Annotated in this window: 17 protein-coding genes and 1 tRNA gene; 15 read left to right on the top strand and 3 right to left on the bottom strand. The window is 67.2% G+C overall.

Translation table 11 applies throughout. The features are described from left to right. Window positions 1-153 precede the first annotated feature (153 nt). A complete protein-coding gene (locus tag B843_RS01470; RefSeq protein ID WP_025251754.1) occupies window positions 154-2541 on the top strand; it encodes a transglycosylase domain-containing protein in 2388 nt (795 codons plus the stop codon). A 52-nt stretch (window positions 2542-2593) separates the two neighbouring features. Here B843_RS01470 and B843_RS01465 read toward each other — a convergent pair whose 3' ends face one another. Then, entirely contained in the window at window positions 2594-3055 is a 462-nt protein-coding gene (locus B843_RS01465) for a GatB/YqeY domain-containing protein (protein ID WP_025251753.1), read from the bottom strand. 157 nt (window positions 3056-3212) lie between these two features. Between B843_RS01465 and B843_RS01460 the strand changes: the two genes are divergently transcribed. Together B843_RS01460 and B843_RS01455 are read left to right on the top strand one after the other, a co-directional pair. Further along, window positions 3213-4127 carry a metallophosphoesterase gene (locus B843_RS01460; RefSeq protein WP_025251752.1) on the top strand — a complete coding sequence of 305 codons (915 nt, stop codon included), beginning with the start codon at window positions 3213-3215 and terminating at the stop codon, window positions 4125-4127. 99 nt (window positions 4128-4226) lie between these two features. Beyond that, window positions 4227-4300: transfer RNA gene (locus B843_RS01455), tRNA-Pro, on the top strand. 102 nt (window positions 4301-4402) lie between these two features. Here B843_RS01455 and B843_RS01450 read toward each other — a convergent pair. Then, window positions 4403-5812, bottom strand: coding sequence for a membrane protein (locus tag B843_RS01450; protein WP_025251751.1), 1410 nt, complete (start codon window positions 5810-5812; stop codon window positions 4403-4405). Window positions 5813-6385: 573 nt separating this feature from the next. Between B843_RS01450 and B843_RS01445 the strand changes: the two genes are divergently transcribed. The 6 genes from B843_RS01445 to B843_RS01420 are packed head-to-tail and all read left to right on the top strand — an operon-like array spanning window position 6386 to window position 12465. Continuing rightward, window positions 6386-9448 (top strand): DUF4040 family protein, encoded by a 3063-nt coding sequence (locus B843_RS01445; protein ID WP_025251750.1) that lies wholly within the window; start codon window positions 6386-6388, stop codon window positions 9446-9448. A 2-nt stretch (window positions 9449-9450) separates the two neighbouring features. Continuing rightward, window positions 9451-9897 carry a cation:proton antiporter subunit C gene (locus tag B843_RS01440; RefSeq protein ID WP_025251749.1) on the top strand — a complete coding sequence of 149 codons (447 nt, stop codon included), beginning with the start codon at window positions 9451-9453 and terminating at the stop codon, window positions 9895-9897. After that, complete coding sequence (locus B843_RS01435) at window positions 9897-11450, top strand: monovalent cation/H+ antiporter subunit D family protein (RefSeq protein ID WP_025251748.1); 1554 nt, start codon at window positions 9897-9899, stop codon at window positions 11448-11450. Before B843_RS01440 ends, B843_RS01435 begins: the two co-directional genes overlap by 1 nt. Further along, window positions 11450-11875: a monovalent cation/H+ antiporter subunit E gene (locus tag B843_RS01430; RefSeq protein ID WP_025251747.1), complete on the top strand. Its 426-nt coding sequence runs from the start codon at window positions 11450-11452 to the stop codon at window positions 11873-11875. Before B843_RS01435 ends, B843_RS01430 begins: the two co-directional genes overlap by 1 nt. Continuing rightward, the gene (locus tag B843_RS01425) at window positions 11876-12142 is read left to right on the top strand and encodes a cation:proton antiporter (RefSeq protein WP_025251746.1); all 267 of its coding nucleotides are present in this window, start codon (window positions 11876-11878) and stop codon (window positions 12140-12142) included. 2 nt (window positions 12143-12144) lie between these two features. Next, window positions 12145-12465, top strand: a complete 321-nt coding sequence (locus tag B843_RS01420) for a Na+/H+ antiporter subunit G (protein WP_025251745.1) — start codon at window positions 12145-12147, stop codon at window positions 12463-12465. 39 nt (window positions 12466-12504) lie between these two features. Here B843_RS01420 and B843_RS01415 read toward each other — a convergent pair whose 3' ends face one another. Then, window positions 12505-13353 (bottom strand): SDR family oxidoreductase, encoded by an 849-nt coding sequence (locus B843_RS01415; RefSeq protein WP_210766193.1) that lies wholly within the window; start codon window positions 13351-13353, stop codon window positions 12505-12507. A gap of 139 nt (window positions 13354-13492) precedes the next feature. Between B843_RS01415 and B843_RS01410 the strand changes: the two genes are divergently transcribed. The 6 genes from B843_RS01410 (at window position 13493) to B843_RS01385 (ending at window position 19414) form a co-directional block, all read left to right on the top strand. Beyond that, window positions 13493-14371, top strand: a complete 879-nt coding sequence (locus B843_RS01410) for a helix-turn-helix transcriptional regulator (protein WP_025251743.1) — start codon at window positions 13493-13495, stop codon at window positions 14369-14371. Between the two features lie 9 nt (window positions 14372-14380). Further along, on the top strand, window positions 14381-15394 hold the full coding sequence (locus B843_RS01405) for a zinc-dependent alcohol dehydrogenase family protein (RefSeq protein ID WP_025251742.1): 1014 nt from the start codon (window positions 14381-14383) through the stop codon (window positions 15392-15394). Window positions 15395-15577: 183 nt separating this feature from the next. Next, a complete protein-coding gene (locus B843_RS01400) occupies window positions 15578-16069 on the top strand; it encodes a hypothetical protein (RefSeq protein ID WP_038595116.1) in 492 nt (163 codons plus the stop codon). A 36-nt stretch (window positions 16070-16105) separates the two neighbouring features. Beyond that, entirely contained in the window at window positions 16106-17221 is a 1116-nt protein-coding gene (locus tag B843_RS01395; protein ID WP_025251740.1) for a DNA polymerase III subunit epsilon, read from the top strand. A gap of 70 nt (window positions 17222-17291) precedes the next feature. After that, window positions 17292-18662 (top strand): MurT ligase domain-containing protein, encoded by a 1371-nt coding sequence (locus tag B843_RS01390; protein ID WP_025251739.1) that lies wholly within the window; start codon window positions 17292-17294, stop codon window positions 18660-18662. Next, window positions 18659-19414 (top strand): type 1 glutamine amidotransferase, encoded by a 756-nt coding sequence (locus B843_RS01385; RefSeq protein ID WP_025251738.1) that lies wholly within the window; start codon window positions 18659-18661, stop codon window positions 19412-19414. The genes B843_RS01390 and B843_RS01385 overlap by 4 nt, the downstream gene beginning before the upstream one ends. Window positions 19415-20220 lie beyond the last annotated feature (806 nt).

The following is a 20220-nucleotide window of genomic DNA, read 5'->3' as shown; positions in this document are numbered from 1 at the left end:
TCATTGGTCGTCCTCCTACCTTATTGGAACCTAAGCCTCACGGCTGTCACACTTGTAAGTGTATTCACATGAAATACCGCTCGTCGAATGGATCACACATTGAGGGGGGTTTGCGCATTCCCCCTACACAGGTTTCCCCGCTAGGGTAAAGGGGTGTCAAAGCGGAATTCACTGAATAAGTTGCTCGGAGCCACCCTGGCCGCGGGCGTGGCGTGCGCTGTTGCGTTCACGCCGCTCGCCGCCATCGCTGGCGTTGCGGTCGACCGCACCAACGCAACGATGCAGTCCAACCTCGCGGATCTCACCGACGGTTCCGCCCCCGGCGTCACCACCATCACCGACTCGAGCGACAACCCGATCGCGTGGGTCTACTCCCAGCGCCGCTACGAGGTGCCCAGCGAGGGCATCGCCCAGGTGATGAAGGACGCGATCGTCTCCATCGAGGACCGCCGGTTCTACGAGCACAAGGGCGTGGACATCCAGGGCAACCTGCGCGCCATCGCCACCAACCTGCTCGCCGGCGGCGTCGAACAGGGCGCTTCCACCATCGACCAGCAGTACGTGAAGAACTACCTGCTGCTGGTGGCCTCGGACAACGCCGATGACCAAGCCGCCGCCATCGAGACCTCGATTCCCCGCAAGCTGCGCGAGATGCGCATGGCCTCGAAGATCGACCAGACCATGTCCAAGGACGAGATCCTCACCAGGTATCTCAACCTCGTCCCCTTCGGCAACGGCGCCTACGGCATCGAGGCCGCCGCGCGGACCTATTTCGGAATCTCCGCCAACCAGCTTTCCGTGCCGCAGGCCGCGATGCTCGCGGGCATGGTGCAGTCGTCGTCGTATCTCGATCCCTACACCAACGCCGACGCGGTCCTTGATCGCCGCAACACGGTGCTCGACGCCATGGTCTCCTACGGTGCGATCACCGCGGAGGACGCCGACCGCTACCACCTCGAGCCCCTCGGCGTCTTGGAAACGCCCGAGTCCGTCCCCAACGGCTGCATCGCCGCGGGCAACGACGGCTTCTTCTGCGACTACGTGCTCAACTACCTGAGCCAGAAGGGCCTCGACGCCGACAAGCTCAGCAAGGGCTCGTACACGATCAAGACCACGCTGGACCAGAACGTCCAGGATTCCATCCACAACGCCGCCACCAGCCAGGTTCCCTCCGGCACCAACGGCGTCGCCGACGTGATGAACGTGGTCGAGCCGGGCAGCGACACTCGCCGCATCCTCGGCATGACCTCCTCCCGCGACTACGGCCTCGACCTCGAGTCCGGACAGACCGTGTTCCCCCAGGCCTCCTCGCTCGTGGGCAACGGCGCGGGTTCCATCTTCAAGATCTTCACCGCGGCGGCGGCCCTCGAGCAGGGCTACGGGCTCGACACGACGCTGCAGGTGCCCACCCGCTACGTCGCCCAGGGCATAGGTGAGGGCGGCGCCAGCGGCTGCCCTGCTGGCAGCTACTGCGTGGAGAACACCGGCACCTACCCGGCCACCATGTCGCTGCGCGACGCGCTAGCGCAGTCGCCGAACACGCCCTTCGTCCAGCTCATCGAGAAGGTCGGCGTGAGCAACGTCGTCGACCTCGCGGTGAAGATGGGCCTGCGCGCCTACACCGACGCCGGTACCTTCGACGGGCAAAGCTCGATCGCCGACTACGTCAAGGACCACAACTTGGGCTCGTTCACGCTCGGCCCCACGGCCGTCAACGCGCTCGAGCTGTCCAACGTCGCCGCGACGATCGCCTCCGGCGGCACCTGGTGCGAGCCCACCCCGGTCGAGTCGGTCACCGATCAGGACGGCAAGGAGGTCTACATTGACAAGCCCTCCTGCGAGCAGGCCATCCCCACCGACGTCGCGAACGCGCTGGCCAACGGCCTGAGCCAGGACGCGGTCAAGGGCACGGCGGCCGACGCCGCGAAGGCGGCCGGGTGGACCAGCCCGATCGGTGCGAAGACCGGCACCACCGAGTCCCACCAGTCGGCGGCGTTCTTGGGATTCAACAGCAAGTTCGCGGCCGCGACCTACATCTACAACGACGGCACCACCGTCGCCCCGCTGTGCACCTCCCCGATCACCCAGTGCTCGGGCGGCTCCCTCTACGGCGGCGACGAGCCGGCGGCCACGTGGTTCCGCGCGGCCAACGCCGTGGGCGCCAGCTCCGGCACCCTGCCGGGATACAACCCGTCGTACAACGCAGGCGCGGTCGGCGAGCTGTCCAGCAAGTACCGCGGCAAGAGCGCCGACAGCGTGCGCCAGGAGCTCACCAGCCAGGGCTACGACGTGTCGGTCCAGACCACGACCGGCGACGGCACGGCCAAGGGCATGGTCATGCGGGTCGAGGCCACCCTGCCGCTCACCCGCGGTTCGAAGGTCACGCTCTACGTCTCGGACGGCACGACCCCGCGGGTCACCACGCCTACGCCGACCAGCCAGGGCACTCAGCAGCTTCCCGCGATCCCGCAGGTTCCCGGCGTGAACCAGGACGACCTCAACTCACTGGCCAACCAGATCCAGCAGCTACTCAACCCCTAAGCACGACATACGAAAAAGCGGTGGCCCCCGTGTGGGAGGCCACCGCTTTTTCCTAGTTCAGCGCGGCGCGCACCGCGGTGGACAGCCGCTTGCCGTCGGCGCGGCCAGCCGCCTTGGCGGTGGCGAGCTTCATGATCTGGCCCATTTGGCGCATGCCGACCTCGCCGACCTCCGCCTTGACCTCCTCGATGGAGGAGGCGACGAGCGCGTTGAGCTCGTCGTCCTCGAGCTGCTTCGGCTGGTAGGCGGACATGACCTCCGCCTCGAAGAGCTCGGCGTCGGCCAGCTCTTGGCGGCCCGCGCCCGCGTAGACCTCGGCGGACTCGCGGCGCTTCTTGATCTCGCGGGCGATGACCTTGAGGACGTCCTCGTCGGTGAGCTCGTGCTTGGAGCCTGCGGTCTCCTCCGTCTGCAGGGCGGCGAGCAGCATGCGCAGCGCGCCCGTGCGCTCCTTCTCGCGCGCCTTCATCGCGGCGGTCATGTCGGTACGGATTTGTGCTTTCAGTTCGCTCATGGTTGTCTATCGTACCCGGCAGCAGCCCGGTCCCGATGCGATCGTGTCGAGCCGCCGTTGTATCGTGGGATACCCACTAGGCTTGAACATTAGGTTCGGTGCCGACAGGCATCAACAAGCACGGACAAGCACGAGAAAGCGAAGGATTACTCTCACCATGGCACTTTCGAACTGGTCACGCACCGTTTTGACCGCGCTGACGGGCCTCGGAGCCGCGGGGCTCGGCGCGTTCGCGTGGGGCGTGCGCGAGTGCAGCCAGTTTGAGCTCAAGGAGGTCACCGTGCCGCTGCTCGAGCCGGGCACGCTGCGCGGCGAGGAGGAGTTCCGCATCCTGCACATCTCCGACCTGCACATGATCCCGAACCAGAAGAAGAAGCAGGAATGGGTCGCGGGCTTGGCAAGCCTCAACCCCGACCTGGTGATCAACACCGGCGACAACCTCTCCGACCCCAAGGGCGTGCCCGGCGTGCTGCGCGCGGTGGGGCCGCTGCTGCGCTTCCCCGGCCTGTTCGTCTTCGGCACCAACGACTACTACGCCCCGCGCATGGTCAACCCCTTCGTGTACTTGCTGGGCAAGAAGCGCAAGGTCAGCGACATCGACCTGCCCTGGCGCGGCATGCGCGCGGCCTTCATGGAGCACGGCTGGCTCGACGCCAACCAGGCCCGGCACGAGTTCCAGGTGGGGCACGTGCGCATCGCTGCCACCGGCGTCGACGATCCGCACCACGACCTCGATGACTACGACGAGGTCGCGGGCGCGCCCAACCCGGACGCGGACCTCGCCATCGCGCTGTTGCACTCCCCCGAGCCGCGCGTGCTCACCCGCTTCGAGAACGACGGCTACGACATCAGCTTCTCCGGCCACACCCACGGCGGCCAGATCTGCCTGCCCGGCTCTAGGGCGCTGGTGACCAACTGCGAGATCGACCGCGAGCGCGTCCAGGGGCTGCACCGCTTCGGGAAGATGTGGATGCACGTCTCCAACGGGCTGGGTACGTCCAAGTTCGCGCCCGTGCGGATTTTCTGCCGCCCGTCGGCAACGCTTGTGCACGTCGTGGAAAAGACTTCCTAACGCCGCAACGATCGCCCGAAATTACCCCCTTGAGCAGCCGTTTTGCTCCTAGGCCGCGCAGGTACTAAAGTGCTTTGAGTACCCGCACAGCGGATACATCGGGATATGGCGCAGCTTGGTAGCGCGCTTCGTTCGGGACGAAGAGGTCGCAAGTTCAAATCTTGTTATCCCGACAACTAAACCCAGCAAGTTTTTCGCTTGCTGGGTTTTTTGTTTTTCGCTTGCTGGGTTTTTTGTTTTTCGCTTGCCGACGCCTTCGGCTACCCGCCCTAGCCCTAGGCGTCGGACTCGGCAGGTGCCGCCTTGGCGTCGGCAAGCTTGTACGCGGCAGCGGCGGCGAGCGTGAGCGCGGCGAGCACGGCGGTGCTCATCCACGCCACCTCGGGGTGGCCGCCGTTAGCAAACGCGCTGATCGCCGCGGTGGAGTAGTGCACCGGCATGAGCTCGGAGACGACCTGCCACACGGTGGACACCTGCGCGGTGGCCGCCTTGTTCCACACCCAGCCGACGACGCCGATCTGCGCCAGCGCGCCCACGGCGAGCAGCACCGGGGTGACCTTGGGGCCCGCCATGCGCTGGATCGCCGCGGCGGACAGGGCGCTGGCGGCGAACAACAGGCCGGCGATGCCCGCGGCGGCGATGGCGACCGTGGCCGTCATACCGGCGCCCAGCATCGCCACGAGGCCGCCCGCGAGCACGGAGAGGACTACGCCCGCGAGCAGGGTGTTGGCGAACGAGCGGCGCGAACCGAAGACCGCGACGAGCAGCACGCCCGCGGCGATGAGGAAGGCGTACATCGGCGCGAGCGTGCGGGTGATGCCCTCCTCCTGCGCCGCGGCCGTACCCGCCTGGGCGATCGGCAGCGCGCGGGAGACCGAGGCGACCTTGTCCTTGTTGTTGTCGGCCATGCCGTCGAGCTTCTGCGCGCCCTGGTCGAGCTGGTCGACGCCGCTGAGCGCCGAGTCGACGCCCTCGTTGAGCTGGTTGAGCCCGGCGGAGAGGTCCTTCGCACCCTTGGTCGCGGAGTAGATGCCGTCGTGGAAGCCGTAGCCGGGGGTGTTGAGCTGGTTGGCGATCTCCCGCGAGCCGTCACGCAGCTGGGTGAGCTGGTTGGTGACATTTTCGTCGAGCTTGAAGCTGTCCACCTGACCGCGCAGCCCCTGCAGCTGGTCACGGAAGGAGACGGCGTCGGGGTCGGTGGTGTCCTTCAGGTCCCCGAGGACGCGGTCGATGGCGCCGAGGATCTGCCCGCGGACGGCCTCGAGCCCGACCACTTGGTCGACGGCCTGCCCCACGCCGTCGGCGACCTGGGTCGCGCCCGCGCCCAGCTGCCCGGTGCCCGCCTGGAGCTGGGTCATGCCGTCGGAGAGCTGGCTGGCGCCGTCGACCGCGGACTTCGTGCCGTCGGCCAGCTGCTTCGCGCCATCGCTGAGCTTGCCGGTGCCGTCGACCAGCTCGGTGGTGCCCTGCTTGAGGAAGCCCGCCTGGGTTCCCGCCTCGCCGGCCGCGCGGCGGGCGTCGACGAGCGAGGAGTCGCTCGTGGCGGCCACGGGCGCCGAGGTGTCCGCGCCCGCGCTCCAGGAGCTGGCGATGTCGGTTCCGGATACCGCCCCGTAGGCGGCCCCTGCGACCAGCGGCAGGGCGAGGAGGGCGGCGGCGGTGATGCGACGGGCGGGAAGTCTCATGCTTGTTGAATCTATCGCCCCCACGCGACACAGGTTTTCAGGCGCACCGGGGAATGAATCAGAAATGTACTTTTTTCACACACGTGCGCTTCTCCCTCATTCCAGCTGGCGGTTTCCGGCCAACCCTCGCCACAACCAACCGTCGCCCCCTTCGACTCCTTTCGGAGGGACACCTATCATATCAATCCGATAACGAATGCCCCATGCTATTTCTCACATCACAGGTAGGATTCGGCGCCGCCGCGGCGGGTTTCTACAGGGGTTCCACAGGCGCCGCCCGACGCTGACGCGCCAAACTCTCGAGCACAAGACGCAAGGCGGGCAGCGACCAAAAGCCAAGGCCTTGGGGCTATGGGCGGCCGCGGTACGCGTCGAAAAGCGGGCAAAAGACCACACAAAACCACGCCGCGCGACGCGCCGCACGCCGCGCGCAAACACCTAACGATAGACAGGCCAAAACCCCAAAACGGCACACCACGGGCATTTTCGTCGCTGGTCGGCCTGCTAAAGTTGGGAAAGTTGAACCGAATGCGACAACGACCCCTCCTTAACAAAAACGGGTGTGAATAAGCTGTGACTCTAGTATTAGTTCTCGCGCTGGCGCTCGCCGCGGTGATAGCCGCGCCAGTCGCGGTGCGGGTGGGCGACAGGCTCGCGGGCTGGCCGCTGGCCGCCCTGTTCGTCGCCGCCGCGACCCTGCTCTTCCAGAAGCTGCCCGGCATCCTCGACGGGCAGCCGCTCGAGTGGAAGTACGACTGGATCCCCAATCTGCTCGACGACGGCGTGGGCGTTACCCTCGCCCTGCGCGCCGACGGGCTGAGCGCCTTCTTCGCCCTGCTTGCGCTGTGCATCGGCGCGGTGGTGTTCGTCTACTCCGCCGCCTACCTGCCCAGGCGCCAGGGAAACATGAGCTTTTACACGCTCATGACCGCGTTCATGGCCGCCGTGCTGCTGCTCGTGCTCGCCGACGACGTCTTCGTGCTGTTCATCGGCTGGGAGCTGGTCTCGCTCGCCTCCTTCATGCTCATCGCCCGCTCCGGCGGCAAGGGCGGCGAGATGGGCTCCCAGCGCACGCTCATCCTCACCTTCATCGGCGGGCTCACGCTGCTGGTGGCCCTGGCGATCGCCGCCACCCAGGCGGGCACCACCAGCCTGTCTGGGATCCTCGCCTCCGACTTCTGGGCGGCGAACCCGCGGCTTACCTCCGCGCTGGCGGTGCTGGTGGCAGTCTCGGCGTTCACGAAGTCCGCGCAGCTGCCCTTCCACTTCTGGCTGCCGGAGGCAATGGCCGCCGCCACCCCGGTCTCGGCGTTCCTGCACGCCGCCGCCGTGGTCAAGGCGGGCATCTACCTTCTCATGCGGTTCTCGGCCGTCTTCTCCGGCGACCACGTCTGGAACTACCTGCTCATCAGCGTGGGCATGGCCACCGCCGTCATGGCGGGGCTGTTCGCCATCCAGAAGACCGACCTGAAGAAGCTCACGGCCTACTCGACCGTCTCGCACCTGGGCTGGATCGTTGCCACCATCGGCGTCGGCACGCCGCTCGCGCTGGCTGCGGCGCTGGTGCACACGCTCACGCACGCGCTGTTTAAGTCCTCGCTGTTCATGCTCATCGGCGTCGTCGACCACCAGACCGGTACGAGGGACGCCGCCCGCCTCGGCTCCTCGTGGCGCCAGCTGCCGTTTACCTTCGGCTCCGTGGTCATCGCCGCCGCCTCCATGGCCGCCGTGCCGCCCACCATGGGATTCGTCTCTAAGGAGGGCATGCTCGACGCGTTCACCGAGGCACCCATGGACGGTCTCGGCATCGGCGTCCTGCTGCTGGCCGCAGGCATCGGCGCGTTCTTCACCTTCACGTACTCCGCCCGCATCGTCTGCGACGGCTTCATCGACGGCGACCGCGACATGACCAGCGTCAAGGAGGCCCCGGTCATGCTGTGGCTGCCCGCCGCGCTGCCTGGTCTCATCGCCCTGCCGCTGGCGTTCGTCGTGGGCATGCTCGATCACCCGATCTCCGGCGCGGTCTCGTCCGTCGCCGCCGACCCGCACGCGCACCTCGCGCTGTGGCACGGCGTGACCACCCCGCTTCTGATCTCCGCGGCGGTACTTATCGCCGGCGTCGTCGGCATCGTTTACCGCCAGCGGATCTGGGCATTGCTTTCCGACGCTTCGCTCCTACCCTTCTCCGGAAACGAGCTCCTGGGCGGGCTCACGCTCATGCTCACCAAACTGGGCAAGCGCTTCGGCGCGATGGCCGACACCCTGGCCCCCGGCCGCCACCTGGGATACATGTTCTCGCTCATCATCCTGCTCACCGGCACCACCACCGTGGCGGGCCTCGCGCGCGGCGGGGTCGACGGCATGCCGTTGGCCGGGCGCTGGCCGGGCGGCGAGCGCGTCTACGACCTGCTGCCGCTGGCCATCGTGGCGCTGTCGGTCATCGCCCTCGTTCGCACCCGCAAGCGCCTGACCGCGGTGGTCCTCATCGGCGCGGTGGGCATCGGCGTGACCTTGCAGATCCTCATGCTCGGCGCGCCGGACGTGGCGCTGACCCAGTTCGTGGTGGAGGCGCTGACGGTGGTCATCATGATGATGATCGTGCGCCAGCAGCCCGACAACTTCCACAAGACCCGCAAGCGGGCGAACCGCTCCGCGCTCCTCATCGCGCTGGCCGTGGGCATCTCCGCCTTCCTCATGGTCTTCGTTCTGCTCGGCCGCCGCGACCGCGGCGAGCTGGCGCTGTGGTACCTGCAAAACGGCCCCGACATCTCCACCGGCCACAACGTGGTCAACACGATCCTGGTCGAGTTCCGTGCCTTCGATACCATGGGCGAGCTGTCGGTGCTCGGCATGTCCGCCATCGTCATCGCCGCCGTGGTCACCTCGATGCCGCGCTACCCCTTCGCCGAGGGCGCACACCCGGCCCCCTTCGGGCAGTCGCGCATCAACTCCATCCCGCTGCGGGTACTGCTGCGCTTCCTCATCCCGGTCCTGCTCGTGCTCAGCCTGCTCGTCTTCTGGCGCGGGCACCAGCAGCCGGGCGGCGGCTTCATCGCCGCGCTCATCGCGGGCGGCGCGCTCATGCTCAGCTACCTATCCTTCCCGCGGGACAAGCGAATCTTCCCCGTGCGCACGCCGCTCTACCTCACCGGCACCGGCATGCTCTTCGCCATCGGCGACGGCCTCTGGGGGCTTTCGCACGGTTCCTTCCTCTACGCCATCCACGGCGAGGGGCTGGGCCAGCACTGGACCTCGGCGATGATCTTCGACGCGGGCGTCTACATGGCCGTGCTCGGCATGCTGTCCATGGCGATCAACGCGCTCGGCGGCTACCTGCGCCCCGGCATGGAGTACAAGGACCTGAACTTCACCCGCGAGGATTCCCCGCTCGTCTCGCCGATGACCGTCGAGGAGGAGCTCGCCGGCGCGACCGCGGCGCGCAAGCGCCGACCGGGGCACCTGGACGACTTCCGCGACTACGAGCGCACCGCCCCCGAGGGGCAGCGCAGCGTCATCCTCCGCGAGGCGGAGCGCGAACGCAAACGGCTCGCGGAAGACCAGGCCAAGCACTCGCGAGGCAGCACAGGACAGACAGATGCGACCGACACGACCGACCGCCGCGGAAAGGAGAGCTAGCCGTGATTCTCGCACTGACAATCGCCATCCTCGCCGCGGGCGGCGTCTACCTCGTCCTCCAGCGCGGCATGCTGCGCATCGTCATCGGCATGACGCTGATCAGCCACGCCACCAACCTCATCATCCTGGTCATCGGCGGCACCACCGGGCGCGACGAGCCGTTCCCGAACCTGCACGACATCGCCACCATGGCCGACCCGGTTCCCCAAGCCTTCGTGCTCACGGCCATCGTCATCGCCATGGCAACCACCGCCTACATGCTCACCCTCTCCGGCCTGGGTCGCTCCGACGACACCGACGCCGAGGAGGTCGCCGACGAGGATTCGCCGCTGCAGACGCTCGGCCGATCCACGACCACGGCTGAGCTGGCGGCTCACGAGGCGCACCTTCGGCGTCGACAAGCGAAACTGCACAAGCGCATGGGCGACGCCACGGAGGAGGAGCACTAATGAACGTCGACGTGATCCTTCCCCTGTTCGTGGGCCTGCCGCTGGCCACCGTGGCGATCGCCGCGATGGCGCCGTGGCGATGGCTGCGCGACGGGCTCGCCCTGTTTACCCCGCTCATGACGCTGTGCGGCGGCGCCTTCCTGTTCCACTACACCGGCGCGCACGGGACCATCGCGCACTCGGTGGGCTCGTACGTGGGCGGCGTGGCCATCCCGTTCGCCGCCGACCAGTTCGCGGCGATCATGATCGTCACCGCCTCCCTCGTGGCCCTAGCGGCCAACTGGTTCGCCATCGTCGTCGGCGAGACCCAGTCGCGCTTCTACCCGGCGCTGGCGCTCATGCTGGTCACCGGCGTGATGGGCGCGCTGCTCACCGCCGACCTGTTCAACTTCTTCGTGTTCATCGAGGTCATGCTGCTGCCGAGCTACGGGCTCATGGCCATGACCGGCACCTGGGCCAGGCTCTCGGCCGCGCGCACCTTCGTGCTGGTGAACCTGGCCACCTCGACCCTGCTGCTCATCGGCGTCTCCGTCCTCTACGGCGTGGTCGGCGCGGTGAACATCGCAGCCCTCAAGGACGCCGCCGCGGGCCACGGCCCGGTGACGGTCGCCGCGGGCATCGTCATGATCGCGCTCGCGGTGAAGGCTGGCCTCTTCCCAGTGCACACCTGGCTGCCGCGCACCTACCCCTCGACCTCCGCGTCCGTGATGGGGCTGTTCTCCGCGCTGCACACCAAGGTCGCGGTGTACATGATCTTCCGCATCTACGTCACCGTCTTCGGGCTCGACACCCGCTGGATGTGGCTCATCATCGCCTTCTCGGTGGTGTCCATGCTGGTCGGCGCCTTCGCCGGGCTCGCGGAGAACTCGATGCGCCGGGTGCTGTCCTACCAGATGGTCAACGGCATGCCGTTCATCATCGTCATGCTCGCCTTCACCAGCGGCAACGCGAAGGCGGCGCTCGGGGCGGGCATCTTCTACGCGCTGCACCACATGATCACCGTCGGCTCGCTCATCCTCAACACCGGCGCGGTCGAGGAAACCTACGGCACGGACCTCCTGTCCAAGCTCTCCGGCATCGCCAAGCGCGACCCGTGGGTGGCGGCGGTCTTCGTCGCGGGCGCCTTCTCCATCGTCGGCTTCCCGCCGTTCTCGGGCCTGTGGGGCAAGGTGGGCGTGGTACTCAACGTCGCCCGCGCCGGTAGCGGTGCCGCGTGGCTGGTCATCACCGTCATCGTCCTCGCGTCCTTCGGCGCGTTCCTATCCATGCTTCGCCTGTGGCGCGAGGTGTTCTGGGGCGCGGAGATGAGCCGGGAGCGCATCCCGCAGGCGCTGCGCGTCCCCTTCGCGCGACTGGCGCCGAGCGCGTTCCTTATCCTCATCTCCTTCGGGATGTTCATCTTCGCCGGCCCGCTCGTGGGCGCCACCCAGGGCGCGGCCGAGGATCTGTTGGACACCGGCGCCTACCAGCAGGCCGTGCTGCACACCGGCCCGCACGGGGATGAGCCGCCGGTGGGGGTTGCCACCGGCACGAGCCTGCAGGGAGGAAACTAATGTCCGGAGTATTCCATTCCACCTGGTACGCGTTCTGGCTGGTCGGCGAGCTGTCCAAAGCCTGCTGGACCGTCGTCGCCGACGTTGTTACCGGCTCCAAAAAGGTCGACCCGTGCGTGGTCTACTACCCGCTGCGGGTGACCAAGGACTGGCAGATCACGGCGTTCGCCGCCTCGATCACGATCACGCCCGGCACAATGTCGCTCGAGCTTGTCGACGATCAGCCTTCGGCCGGTCACGCCCCGGACGTGCCCCGCCTGCTGGCGGTGCACGCGGTCCACGGATCCGACCCGCGCGGCGTGCTGGCAGATCTTGCCGCCATGGAGGAGACCATGGCCCCGCACGTCAAGGGCATCGACAACCGCCTCGATGAGGCGAGGGTGCTCTACCCCGCGCCCAAGCCCGTGCTGAAGGAGGAGAAGTAAGTGTTTGTCATCCTGGCTTCCATCGGGATGGGGCTCATCGCCGTCGCGGTGATCGCCACCGTGGCGCTCATGGCCGCAACCCGCGACCAGCTCACCGTCGCGGTCATCTCCGACCTGCTGTTCTACTCGATGGTCGGCTTCTACATCGTGTGGTCAATGTTCCACGACTCCCAGATCGACTACGAGGTCATCTTCCTCACCGCCATCGTCGGCGGCGTCCTGCCGACGATGTCCACGGCCCGCATCATCTCGAAAGGCAGGCGATAGCCATGGCGTTCGACATCATCGCCGGCGCGCTCATCATCTTCGCGGGAATCCTCATGGTAATCACCGCGGTGGCGCTGTGGCGCGCCCCCGACGCGCTCACCCGCGCCAACCTGCTCGGCCCCACCACCGGCGTGGCCATGCCCTCGCTGGTGATCGCGAAGGTCATCCACGACATCGGGGCGGGCGATGTCAGCGTGGGCGGACTCATCCGCGCGCTGCTGGCCATCGTGGCCTTCCTCGTGGTGCTGGCGATCGGCTCCTTCGTCATGGGCCGCTCCCTGCTGGGGCTGGCCCTCGAGCAGGAGGACTCCTCATCCCGCTAGAGGAAAATTCCCCGGAACCGGTTTGGTTCCGGGGATTTCTTACTTGCCCGGCGTGGGCGCGTCCTCGCCGATCGGGCCGTAGAAGAACGAGGCCGTCGAGCCGCCGTCGGCCAGGATGTCGCTGCCGGTGATGAACGCGCCCTGGGGACCGAGGAGCAGCTCGCCGATGGCGCCCATCTCGTCCGGGGTGCCCGCCCTGCCCGCGGGCGAGAGCGCGAGCATCCGGCGGTAGCCCGCCCCGCGCTGGCCGTTGAGCTCGTCGCGGGCCAGCGGCGTCATGATGATGCCGGGGCTGATCGCGTTGACACGCGCTCCCTTCTCGCCCCACAGCACGGCCTCGGCGCGCACGCGCAGCACGTTGGCGCGCTTGGACAGCTGGTAGGCGTGAAGTCCGTCGGTGATGTTCTCTCGCTGAAGCAGCGGGAGGTCGAGCAGCTCCTCGACCGGGGTGGTGGCCAGCTGCCGGTCCTCCTCGATCGTCAGGGCGGGCAGGCGGTGCCCGGACTGCGAGGAGATGACCACCGCGGCCCCGCCCGGTGCCACGACGCCGCGGAAGACCTCGAGCACGAGCGCCGTGCCGTAGAGATCGACGCTGAGCACCTGCTCCGGGGTGGCCTGGGAGGCCGAGACCCCCGCGGCCTGGATGAGCGCCTTCACGTCGCCCTCGGCGGCGGCCGCGTCCGCGAGCGCGGTGACCGACTCCCGCGAGGAGATGTCGACCTGCGCCGCCGTGGCGTCGAACCCCGCGTCCTTGAAGAGCTCCGCTACCGCGCCCGCGTGCTCGAGGCTCAAGTCGGCGAGGATGATCTTCTTCCCCGAGCCGACCCGGCGCGCGATGGCCTGCCCGATGAGCCCCGCTCCGATGACAACGACTACTTCCTTGTTCATGGCATTCATGGTGTTCCTCCGACTTCCGGTTGGTGTTGGCACCCACGCTACGTGCGTTTCACGATCGGAGGGAGGCATTGCTTTCAGGGGAACTCGCAGTACCTGTTTCAGGTCCGGGCCCGCTCCTAGACTGGGGTTCATGACAGCAAGAAACGAACTCGGCGACTTCCTCACCGCCCACCGCGGGCTAGTGACCCCCGACCAGGTCGGGCTCCCCGCCGGCGGCACGCGCCGCGTCCCGGGGTTGCGGCGCGAGGAGGTCGCGACCCTTGCTGGCATCAGCGTCGAGTATTACACCCGCCTCGAGCGCGGCAATCCCGGCCAGGTCTCCGAGGAGATCCTTGACTCGGTGAGCCAGGCGCTCCTGCTGGGTGCCGACGAGCGCGACCACCTGGTTCGACTCGTGCGCGCCGCCGCTCCCCAGGGGCTCGGCGCCCGCAAGCGCGCGGCCAGGCGCTCGCACGCACCGCAGTCGGTGCGGCAGCCCGTGCAGCGGATGATCGACCTTTTGCCCACGCCCGCCTACGTGCGCAACTCGCGCTTCGACATCCTCGCCGCCAACGCGCTGGGCAGGGCCCTCTACCAGCCGGTCTTCGACTCGGTCACCAGCCTCGAGGGCTTCCCCAACACCGCGCGCTTTACCTTCCTCGACCCGCAGGCGGCGGAGTTCTTCGTCGACTACGAGTCCATCTGCAACGGGGTCGTCGCCGCACTCCACACCGAGGCCGCCCGCTCCCCCTACGACAAGGAGCTCAGCGACCTCATCGGGCAGCTGTCCACCCGCTCGGAGGCGTTCCGCGTGCTGTGGGCGCAGCAAAACGTCGGGCCCCATCGGGCCGGCACGAAGGTGCTACGCCACCCCGTCGTCGGCGAGCTCACCCTCGATTACGAGGCGCTGGAGATTGCTGCCGACGAGGGCCTTCGGCTCAACATCTACACCGCCCCGCCGGACTCAACAAGCGCCGAGAACCTCGCTCTGCTGGCTAGCTGGACCAGCGACACCACCATCAACAACTAGGAGAAGACCATGTTCGGAGCAGTCATCTACGGTGCCGGCGACGTGCGCTTCGAGGAGCGCACGGACCCCACCATCATCGAGCCCACCGACGCCGTCATCCGCACCGTCGCCACCTGCGTGTGCGGCTCTGACTTGTGGCGCTACCGCGGCATCGCGCCGGTGAATAAGCCCACCCCCATCGGGCACGAGTACGTGGGCATCGTCGAGGAGGTAGGCGACGCCGTCAAGAACGTGAAGGTGGGCGACTTCGTCGTCGGCGGCTTTACCTACAGCGACAACACCTGCCCGGTCTGCCGCAAGGGCGCGACGGCCAACTGCCAGCACGGCGGCGGCTACGACGGCTGCCAGGCGGAGAAGATCCGCATCCCGCAGGCCGACGGCACCCTCGTTGCCACGCCCGGCATGCCCGACGACGATCTCGTCCCCTCTCTGCTGGCGCTGTCCGACGTCGCCTGCACCGGCTGGCACGCCGCGGTCAGCGGGCACGTCCAGCCCGGCGACACCGTTGCCGTGGTCGGCGACGGCGCCGTGGGGCTGTCCGCCATCCTCGCGTCCGTGCAGCTCGGCGCGGGCCGGGTCATCGCCATGAGCCGCCACGCCGATCGCCAGAAGATCGCCAGGGCCTTCGGGGCCACCGACATCGTCGAGGAGCGCGGCGAGGAGGGCATGAAGAAGATCCAGGAGCTCACCGAGGGCATCGGCGCCGACGTGGTCCTCGAGTGCGTGGGCACCGAGGGCGCTCGCCAGCAGGCCGTGGACTGCCTGCGCCCCGGCGGCATGATCGGCGTGGTTGGCGTCCCGCACGGCGGCATCGACATCGAGCAGATGTTCTGGGGCAACAAGGGCATCCAGGGCGGCGTCGCGCCCGTGCGCGCCTACCTCGAGCAGCTCCTGCAGCTGGTCCTCGAACGAAAGATCGAACCGGGCAAGGTCTTCGACCTCGAGCTCCCGCTGTCCCAGGTGGCCGACGCCTACAAGGCGATGGACGAGCGCACCGCGACGAAGGTGCTGCTGAAGCCCTAAAGCTCTCCTTTTCAAGGCCCAGTGCCGCCCCTGCGTCCCCGACGCACGCGCCTGGGCCTTAAAACTATTCTGAAATCCTTTTCGAACACCCAATCCAAGTCCGCTCGCTGGGTGTCGATCCCTAGAGTTACCTTGTCCTTCCCCTCACAAGATGCCCCATCGAAATCTAGGAAAGGCGAGGTCATGTCCGGTTTGTCTTCAGATGTTGTTCTGTACTTGATGTCCAAGGGAGTCCGGCAGTCGGAGATCGCGCGCGAGTACGGGGTGTCCCGGCAGTACGTGGGCCAGCTGGCCAAGCAGGGCGGCTACGACTCGCCGATCACCAAGGTGAGCCGAAACCTCCCCTGGGAGGTCGACCCGGCATTCTACGCAAACACCATCTACAAGGGTGTCACGCTGCACGGCCACATGATGCTCGCGGGCAAGGAGAAGATCTCGGCGACGTCCCAGAATAAGCTGCTCGGCTTCTATCGCAAGCTCATCCGCTTCAACGTGGTCGTCGACTATGACCCGGACTACCTCGCGCAGCCGGGGCTGACCAACACCAACGGATTCGCCTACGTCCCGCGCGGCGCCGCGGACAAGGACTACATCATCAAGGTTCGCCCCGGCGTGCGGATCACCCCGCTCGGCGAGAAGCTGTGGCGCCTGCCCTCAGATTGGGCGCTGGACTAAGCCGCGCGGACCGTTGCGGCTAGACTTAGACCCACTATGACCAACGAAGAAGCGCACGAGCCCACGTCCTCCGGCCGCCCCGCCAAGGAGCGGTCGCCTAGGGACGACAAGGCGCGCGCCGAGCGCGAGCTTCAGCGCCAAAAGGAGCTCGAGGCCTCGCCGTACGTGGTGCTCACGCTCAAGGCGTCGGGCATCCACCCGTCCACCTCGCGGGCGATCGTCATCGACGCGGTCACCCTCGACGTCGACGGCAATCAGGTCGATGACTTCCACGTCGTGCTCAACCCGGCGGGCGACCCCGGCCCCGTGCACCTGCACGGGCTCAGCCACGAGGAGGTCGAGGAGGGCAAGCGGTTCAGCCAGATCCTCAAGCCACTGGGCCGCATCATCGACGGCCGCACTCTCATTGTGCACAATGCCGCCTCAACCTGGGGCTTCATCGTCTCCGAGGCCCGGCGCGCCATGAGCAACGCCGCCCGGGCTAACCGGAGCCGGAATCGCAGCCGCGGGCGCAGGCGCCAGCGGGTGGGTCACGTCCCGCAGCCGAAGGTAATCGTCGATACGCTTGCAAGCGCGCGCAGGCAGGGCCTGCAGTCGAAGGACACGCGCGTGCGCGCCGTGGCCAAGGACCTCGGCCTCGAGGCCACCGCGGCGGCTGCGAGCGTGGAACGCGCCCAGCGGGAGGAGCTCGCGGTGACCCGCGAGGAGACCATGCTCACCGCGCGCGTCTTTTTCGTCGAGCACGCCCGCGGCGAGCTAGCCGCCTACTCCCCCGACGAGCTGCGCGCCGACAAGTTCGGCCTGCAGCGCAGCCACATTCGCGTCGACGCGCTCGCCGCCCCGCGCGGGGTGGACAACCCGGGTGTGTACACCGAGGAGGCGGGCCTGCAGCCCGGCATGGAATTCGTCGTGGCCCCGGAGATCACCCGCGACCCGGACGAGATCATCGCCGCAGGCATGCGCGAGGGGCTCGCGTACTCGGAGAAGATCACGCGGAAGTCCTCGCTGGTGGTGTGCAACAAGCGTGAGGATCTAGTGGGCAAGGCCATGCACGCCGAGCGCAAGGAGATCCCGCTGCTCAGCGACGAGGAGTTCCTCGCCGCGGTGGCCCGGAAGGCGGCCTCGGAGGCCGAGGCCACAACCGGCGCCTAGGGGTGAATTTCCCCGCGGGGCCACGCCGGATGCGGCCTCCCCGCGCGGCGGGCGACTAGACTTATCGCCCATGAAGTTCCCACAGTTATCTTCGCTGCGTGACGTACCTCTAAGCGGGCTGCGCACCCGCCTCGCCGTCGGGCTGGCCAACCTGGCCACCACCGCCTCCCGCGCCACCGGCCGCGGATCCGGCGGCATGATCGGCGGGCTCATCGCGGAGAAGATCGATCCGAACATCATGGCCTCGCTCGGCGGCGGCCGCCCGGTCGCGCTCGTGACCGGCACCAACGGCAAGTCCACCACCACCCGCATGCTGGCGTCCGCCGTGCGCACCGCGCACACCGTGGCCACCAACGAGGGCGGCGACAACATGGACGCGGGCATCATCTCCGCGCTCATGGCGGGGCAGAAGGCCAGCCACGTGGTCCTCGAGGTCGACGAGCTGCACGTTCCCGCCGCCGCGAAGCGCCTGAAGGCCTCGTGCCTGGTCATCCTGAACCTCTCCCGCGACCAGCTCGACCGCGTCGGCGAGATCAACAAGATCGAGCGCGCCCTGCGCGACTGCGTTGCGGCCAACCCCGACATGACCGTCATCGCCAACTGCGACGACGTGCTGGTCACCTCCGTCGCCTACGATGCCAAGAACGTCGTCTGGGTGTCCGCGGGCGCGGGCTGGCTCAACGACGCCACCAGCTGCCCGCGCACCGGCGGGCATATCATCCACGAGGGGCTGTACTGGCGTGCAGCCAAGCCGCTTCCCGACGGGCGCATCTTTGAGCGCCCCACGCCGGATTGGATGATCACGCCGGAGGGGATCGTCGATAAGCCAGGCAACGAATACGAGTTGAACCTGAAGCTGCCAGGAAACGCCAACCGCGGCAACGCTACGCAGGCAGTCGCGGCGGCCGTCGACTGCTTCGGCATCGCGCCGGCCACAGCCATCCAGGCCGTAGAAACCGTCGATGACGTGGCCGGACGCTACTCCACCGTCACGCTCGGCGAGCACGACATCCACCTGCTTCTGGCCAAGAACCCGGCGGGCTGGCAGGAGGCGCTGTCCATGGTCGACCGCAGCGCCGAGGGCCTGGTCATCGCGGTCAACGGCCAGGTCGCCGACGGCGAGGACCTCTCCTGGCTGTGGGACGTGAAGTTCGAGGATCTCTCGAGCCTGAAGGTCAAGGCCGCCGGCGAGCGCGGCACGGATCTGGCCGTACGGCTGACCTACGCCTCGGTCGAGCACGAGCTCATCAAGGACCCGGTCAAGGCGATCAAGGCCTGCCCGCCCGGCCGGGTGGAGGTGCTGGCCAACTACACCGCCTTCCGCGACCTGAAGAAGGCGCTCGCGCACGAGGTCAACGCCGCAAAGACCGCCAACGCCGAAGCGACCGAAACCACTGGAGCCGCCGCGAACGACAAGAACAGCGAGGAGCAGAACTCATGAGCACCCTGAATATCGGACTCATCCTGCCCGATGTCCTCGGCACCTACGGCGACGACGGCAACGCGCTCGTCCTGCGCCAGCGCGCCCGCATGCGCGGCCTAGACGCGGAGATCGTCCCGATCAAGCTCGGCGAACCCGTGCCGGACTCCCTCGACCTCTACTGCGTCGGCGGCGGCGAGGACACCGCGCAGATACTTGCGGCGGAGCACCTCATCAAGGACGGCGGCCTGCAGCGCGCCGCGGCGAAGAACACCCCGATCCTGGCCATCTGCGCAGGTCTGCAGGTGCTCGGCGTCTCCTTCCGCGCGGGCGGCGGCATCGTCGACGGCGTGGGCCTTATCGACGCCACCACCATCTCCATGCAAAAGCGCGCCATCGGCGAGGTCGCCACCACCCCGACCGGCGCGGGCTGGACCTCCCAGCTCACCGAGAAGCTCACCGGCTTCGAGAACCACATGGGCGCGACCATCCTGGGCCCCGACGCCCAGCCGCTGGGCAAGGTCACCCACGGCATCGGCAACGCGGATCCCGCCGCGGTGGAGCAGGCGGGCGTGGACGTATCCCAGAAGGTCGCCGAGGGCGCGGTGCAGGGCTCGGTCGTGTGCACCTACATGCACGGCCCGGCGCTGGCGCGCAACCCGCAGCTGGCCGACCTTCTGCTCGCGCAGGCCATGGGCAAGGAGCTCAGCGACATGGAGCCGCTGGACATTCCGGTGGTGGCGCAGCTGCGCAAGGAGCGCCTCGCGCACTAGCAGCCATTCGAAGACGGCCTTTCGGAGCCGTCTTTTTTCGCTTGTCGACGCCTACGGTTTACACCCACGACTCCCCAGCACTCCCACTCTCAGTGCCGTGCATTGCTCTGAATATCGTCTCGTCGAGCTGCGTCAGGTTCCTTTCCTAACTCCAGAGCCGTCGGGGTGATACGCCCCTTCACCCGATTGCCGTAGGTGTGAGGTCATGCTAACTTCGTTATCGGCAGCGGGGAATGAAATAGTTTCCTTGAGCACCATTCGGAGAAGCCCGCATGAGCGGGCTTTTGACGTATCAGGGACGCACCAATTGCTTTGGCCTACATCGACGAAGTAGGGGCGACTGGGTGCTCTCGTCAGCAAACCTACTGACAGCTGTCGAACGCAGCCAATGTCATATCGCGGCCCCCAAACTCCCCCACTGACACGACGCTGGCTTCGATGCGTAGTCGCCGTTCTCTGAATCATGACGCATTTGGACGCGCTGTAACTCCAACATCTTTCTTAATTTCGAATGATCAATGATATTTCGGAATTAAGAATGATGAGTCAAGAATGTGATTGATATTCTCGCGAAACGCTGACCACTCGCGATAAAAATCCCTGTTCACAGGGGTAAACCAAGTGAATCTCCGAAAGCTCAATGCCCGCGGCTCTTTCAAATTTCATCATTGATAATCTCGAATTTCGACGACTAATTGGCTGTTCGCCCCAAGTCTCCGCAGTCCATGACCATTCAGATTCCGCCCCACCGCCGCCAAAAGACACTCATCAAGCTTGACACTCCTTGTCGCGGAACGCATTTTTGC

It is taken from the genome of Corynebacterium vitaeruminis DSM 20294 (genome assembly GCF_000550805.1).
GTDB classification, from domain to species: domain Bacteria; phylum Actinomycetota; class Actinomycetes; order Mycobacteriales; family Mycobacteriaceae; genus Corynebacterium; species Corynebacterium vitaeruminis.
This window is presented reverse-complemented; position numbering and strand designations above follow the sequence as displayed.

Excerpts from the sequence above, each read along its gene's own strand:
- B843_RS01465 (WP_025251753.1), bottom strand. The coding sequence starts at position 3,055 with ATGAGCGAACTGAAAGCACAAATCCGTACCGACATGACCGCCGCGATG.
- B843_RS01460 (WP_025251752.1), top strand. The coding sequence starts at position 3,213 with ATGGCACTTTCGAACTGGTCACGCACCGTTTTGACCGCGCTGACGGGC.
- B843_RS01450 (WP_025251751.1), bottom strand. The coding sequence starts at position 5,812 with ATGAGACTTCCCGCCCGTCGCATCACCGCCGCCGCCCTCCTCGCCCTG.
- B843_RS01435 (WP_025251748.1), top strand. The coding sequence starts at position 9,897 with ATGAACGTCGACGTGATCCTTCCCCTGTTCGTGGGCCTGCCGCTGGCC.
- B843_RS01430 (WP_025251747.1), top strand. The coding sequence starts at position 11,450 with ATGTCCGGAGTATTCCATTCCACCTGGTACGCGTTCTGGCTGGTCGGC.
- B843_RS01420 (WP_025251745.1), top strand. The coding sequence starts at position 12,145 with ATGGCGTTCGACATCATCGCCGGCGCGCTCATCATCTTCGCGGGAATC.
- B843_RS01415 (WP_210766193.1), bottom strand. The coding sequence starts at position 13,353 with ATGAACAAGGAAGTAGTCGTTGTCATCGGAGCGGGGCTCATCGGGCAG.
- B843_RS01410 (WP_025251743.1), top strand. The coding sequence starts at position 13,493 with ATGACAGCAAGAAACGAACTCGGCGACTTCCTCACCGCCCACCGCGGG.
- B843_RS01405 (WP_025251742.1), top strand. The coding sequence starts at position 14,381 with ATGTTCGGAGCAGTCATCTACGGTGCCGGCGACGTGCGCTTCGAGGAG.
- B843_RS01400 (WP_038595116.1), top strand. The coding sequence starts at position 15,578 with ATGTCCGGTTTGTCTTCAGATGTTGTTCTGTACTTGATGTCCAAGGGA.
- B843_RS01395 (WP_025251740.1), top strand. The coding sequence starts at position 16,106 with ATGACCAACGAAGAAGCGCACGAGCCCACGTCCTCCGGCCGCCCCGCC.
- B843_RS01390 (WP_025251739.1), top strand. The coding sequence starts at position 17,292 with ATGAAGTTCCCACAGTTATCTTCGCTGCGTGACGTACCTCTAAGCGGG.
- B843_RS01385 (WP_025251738.1), top strand. The coding sequence starts at position 18,659 with ATGAGCACCCTGAATATCGGACTCATCCTGCCCGATGTCCTCGGCACC.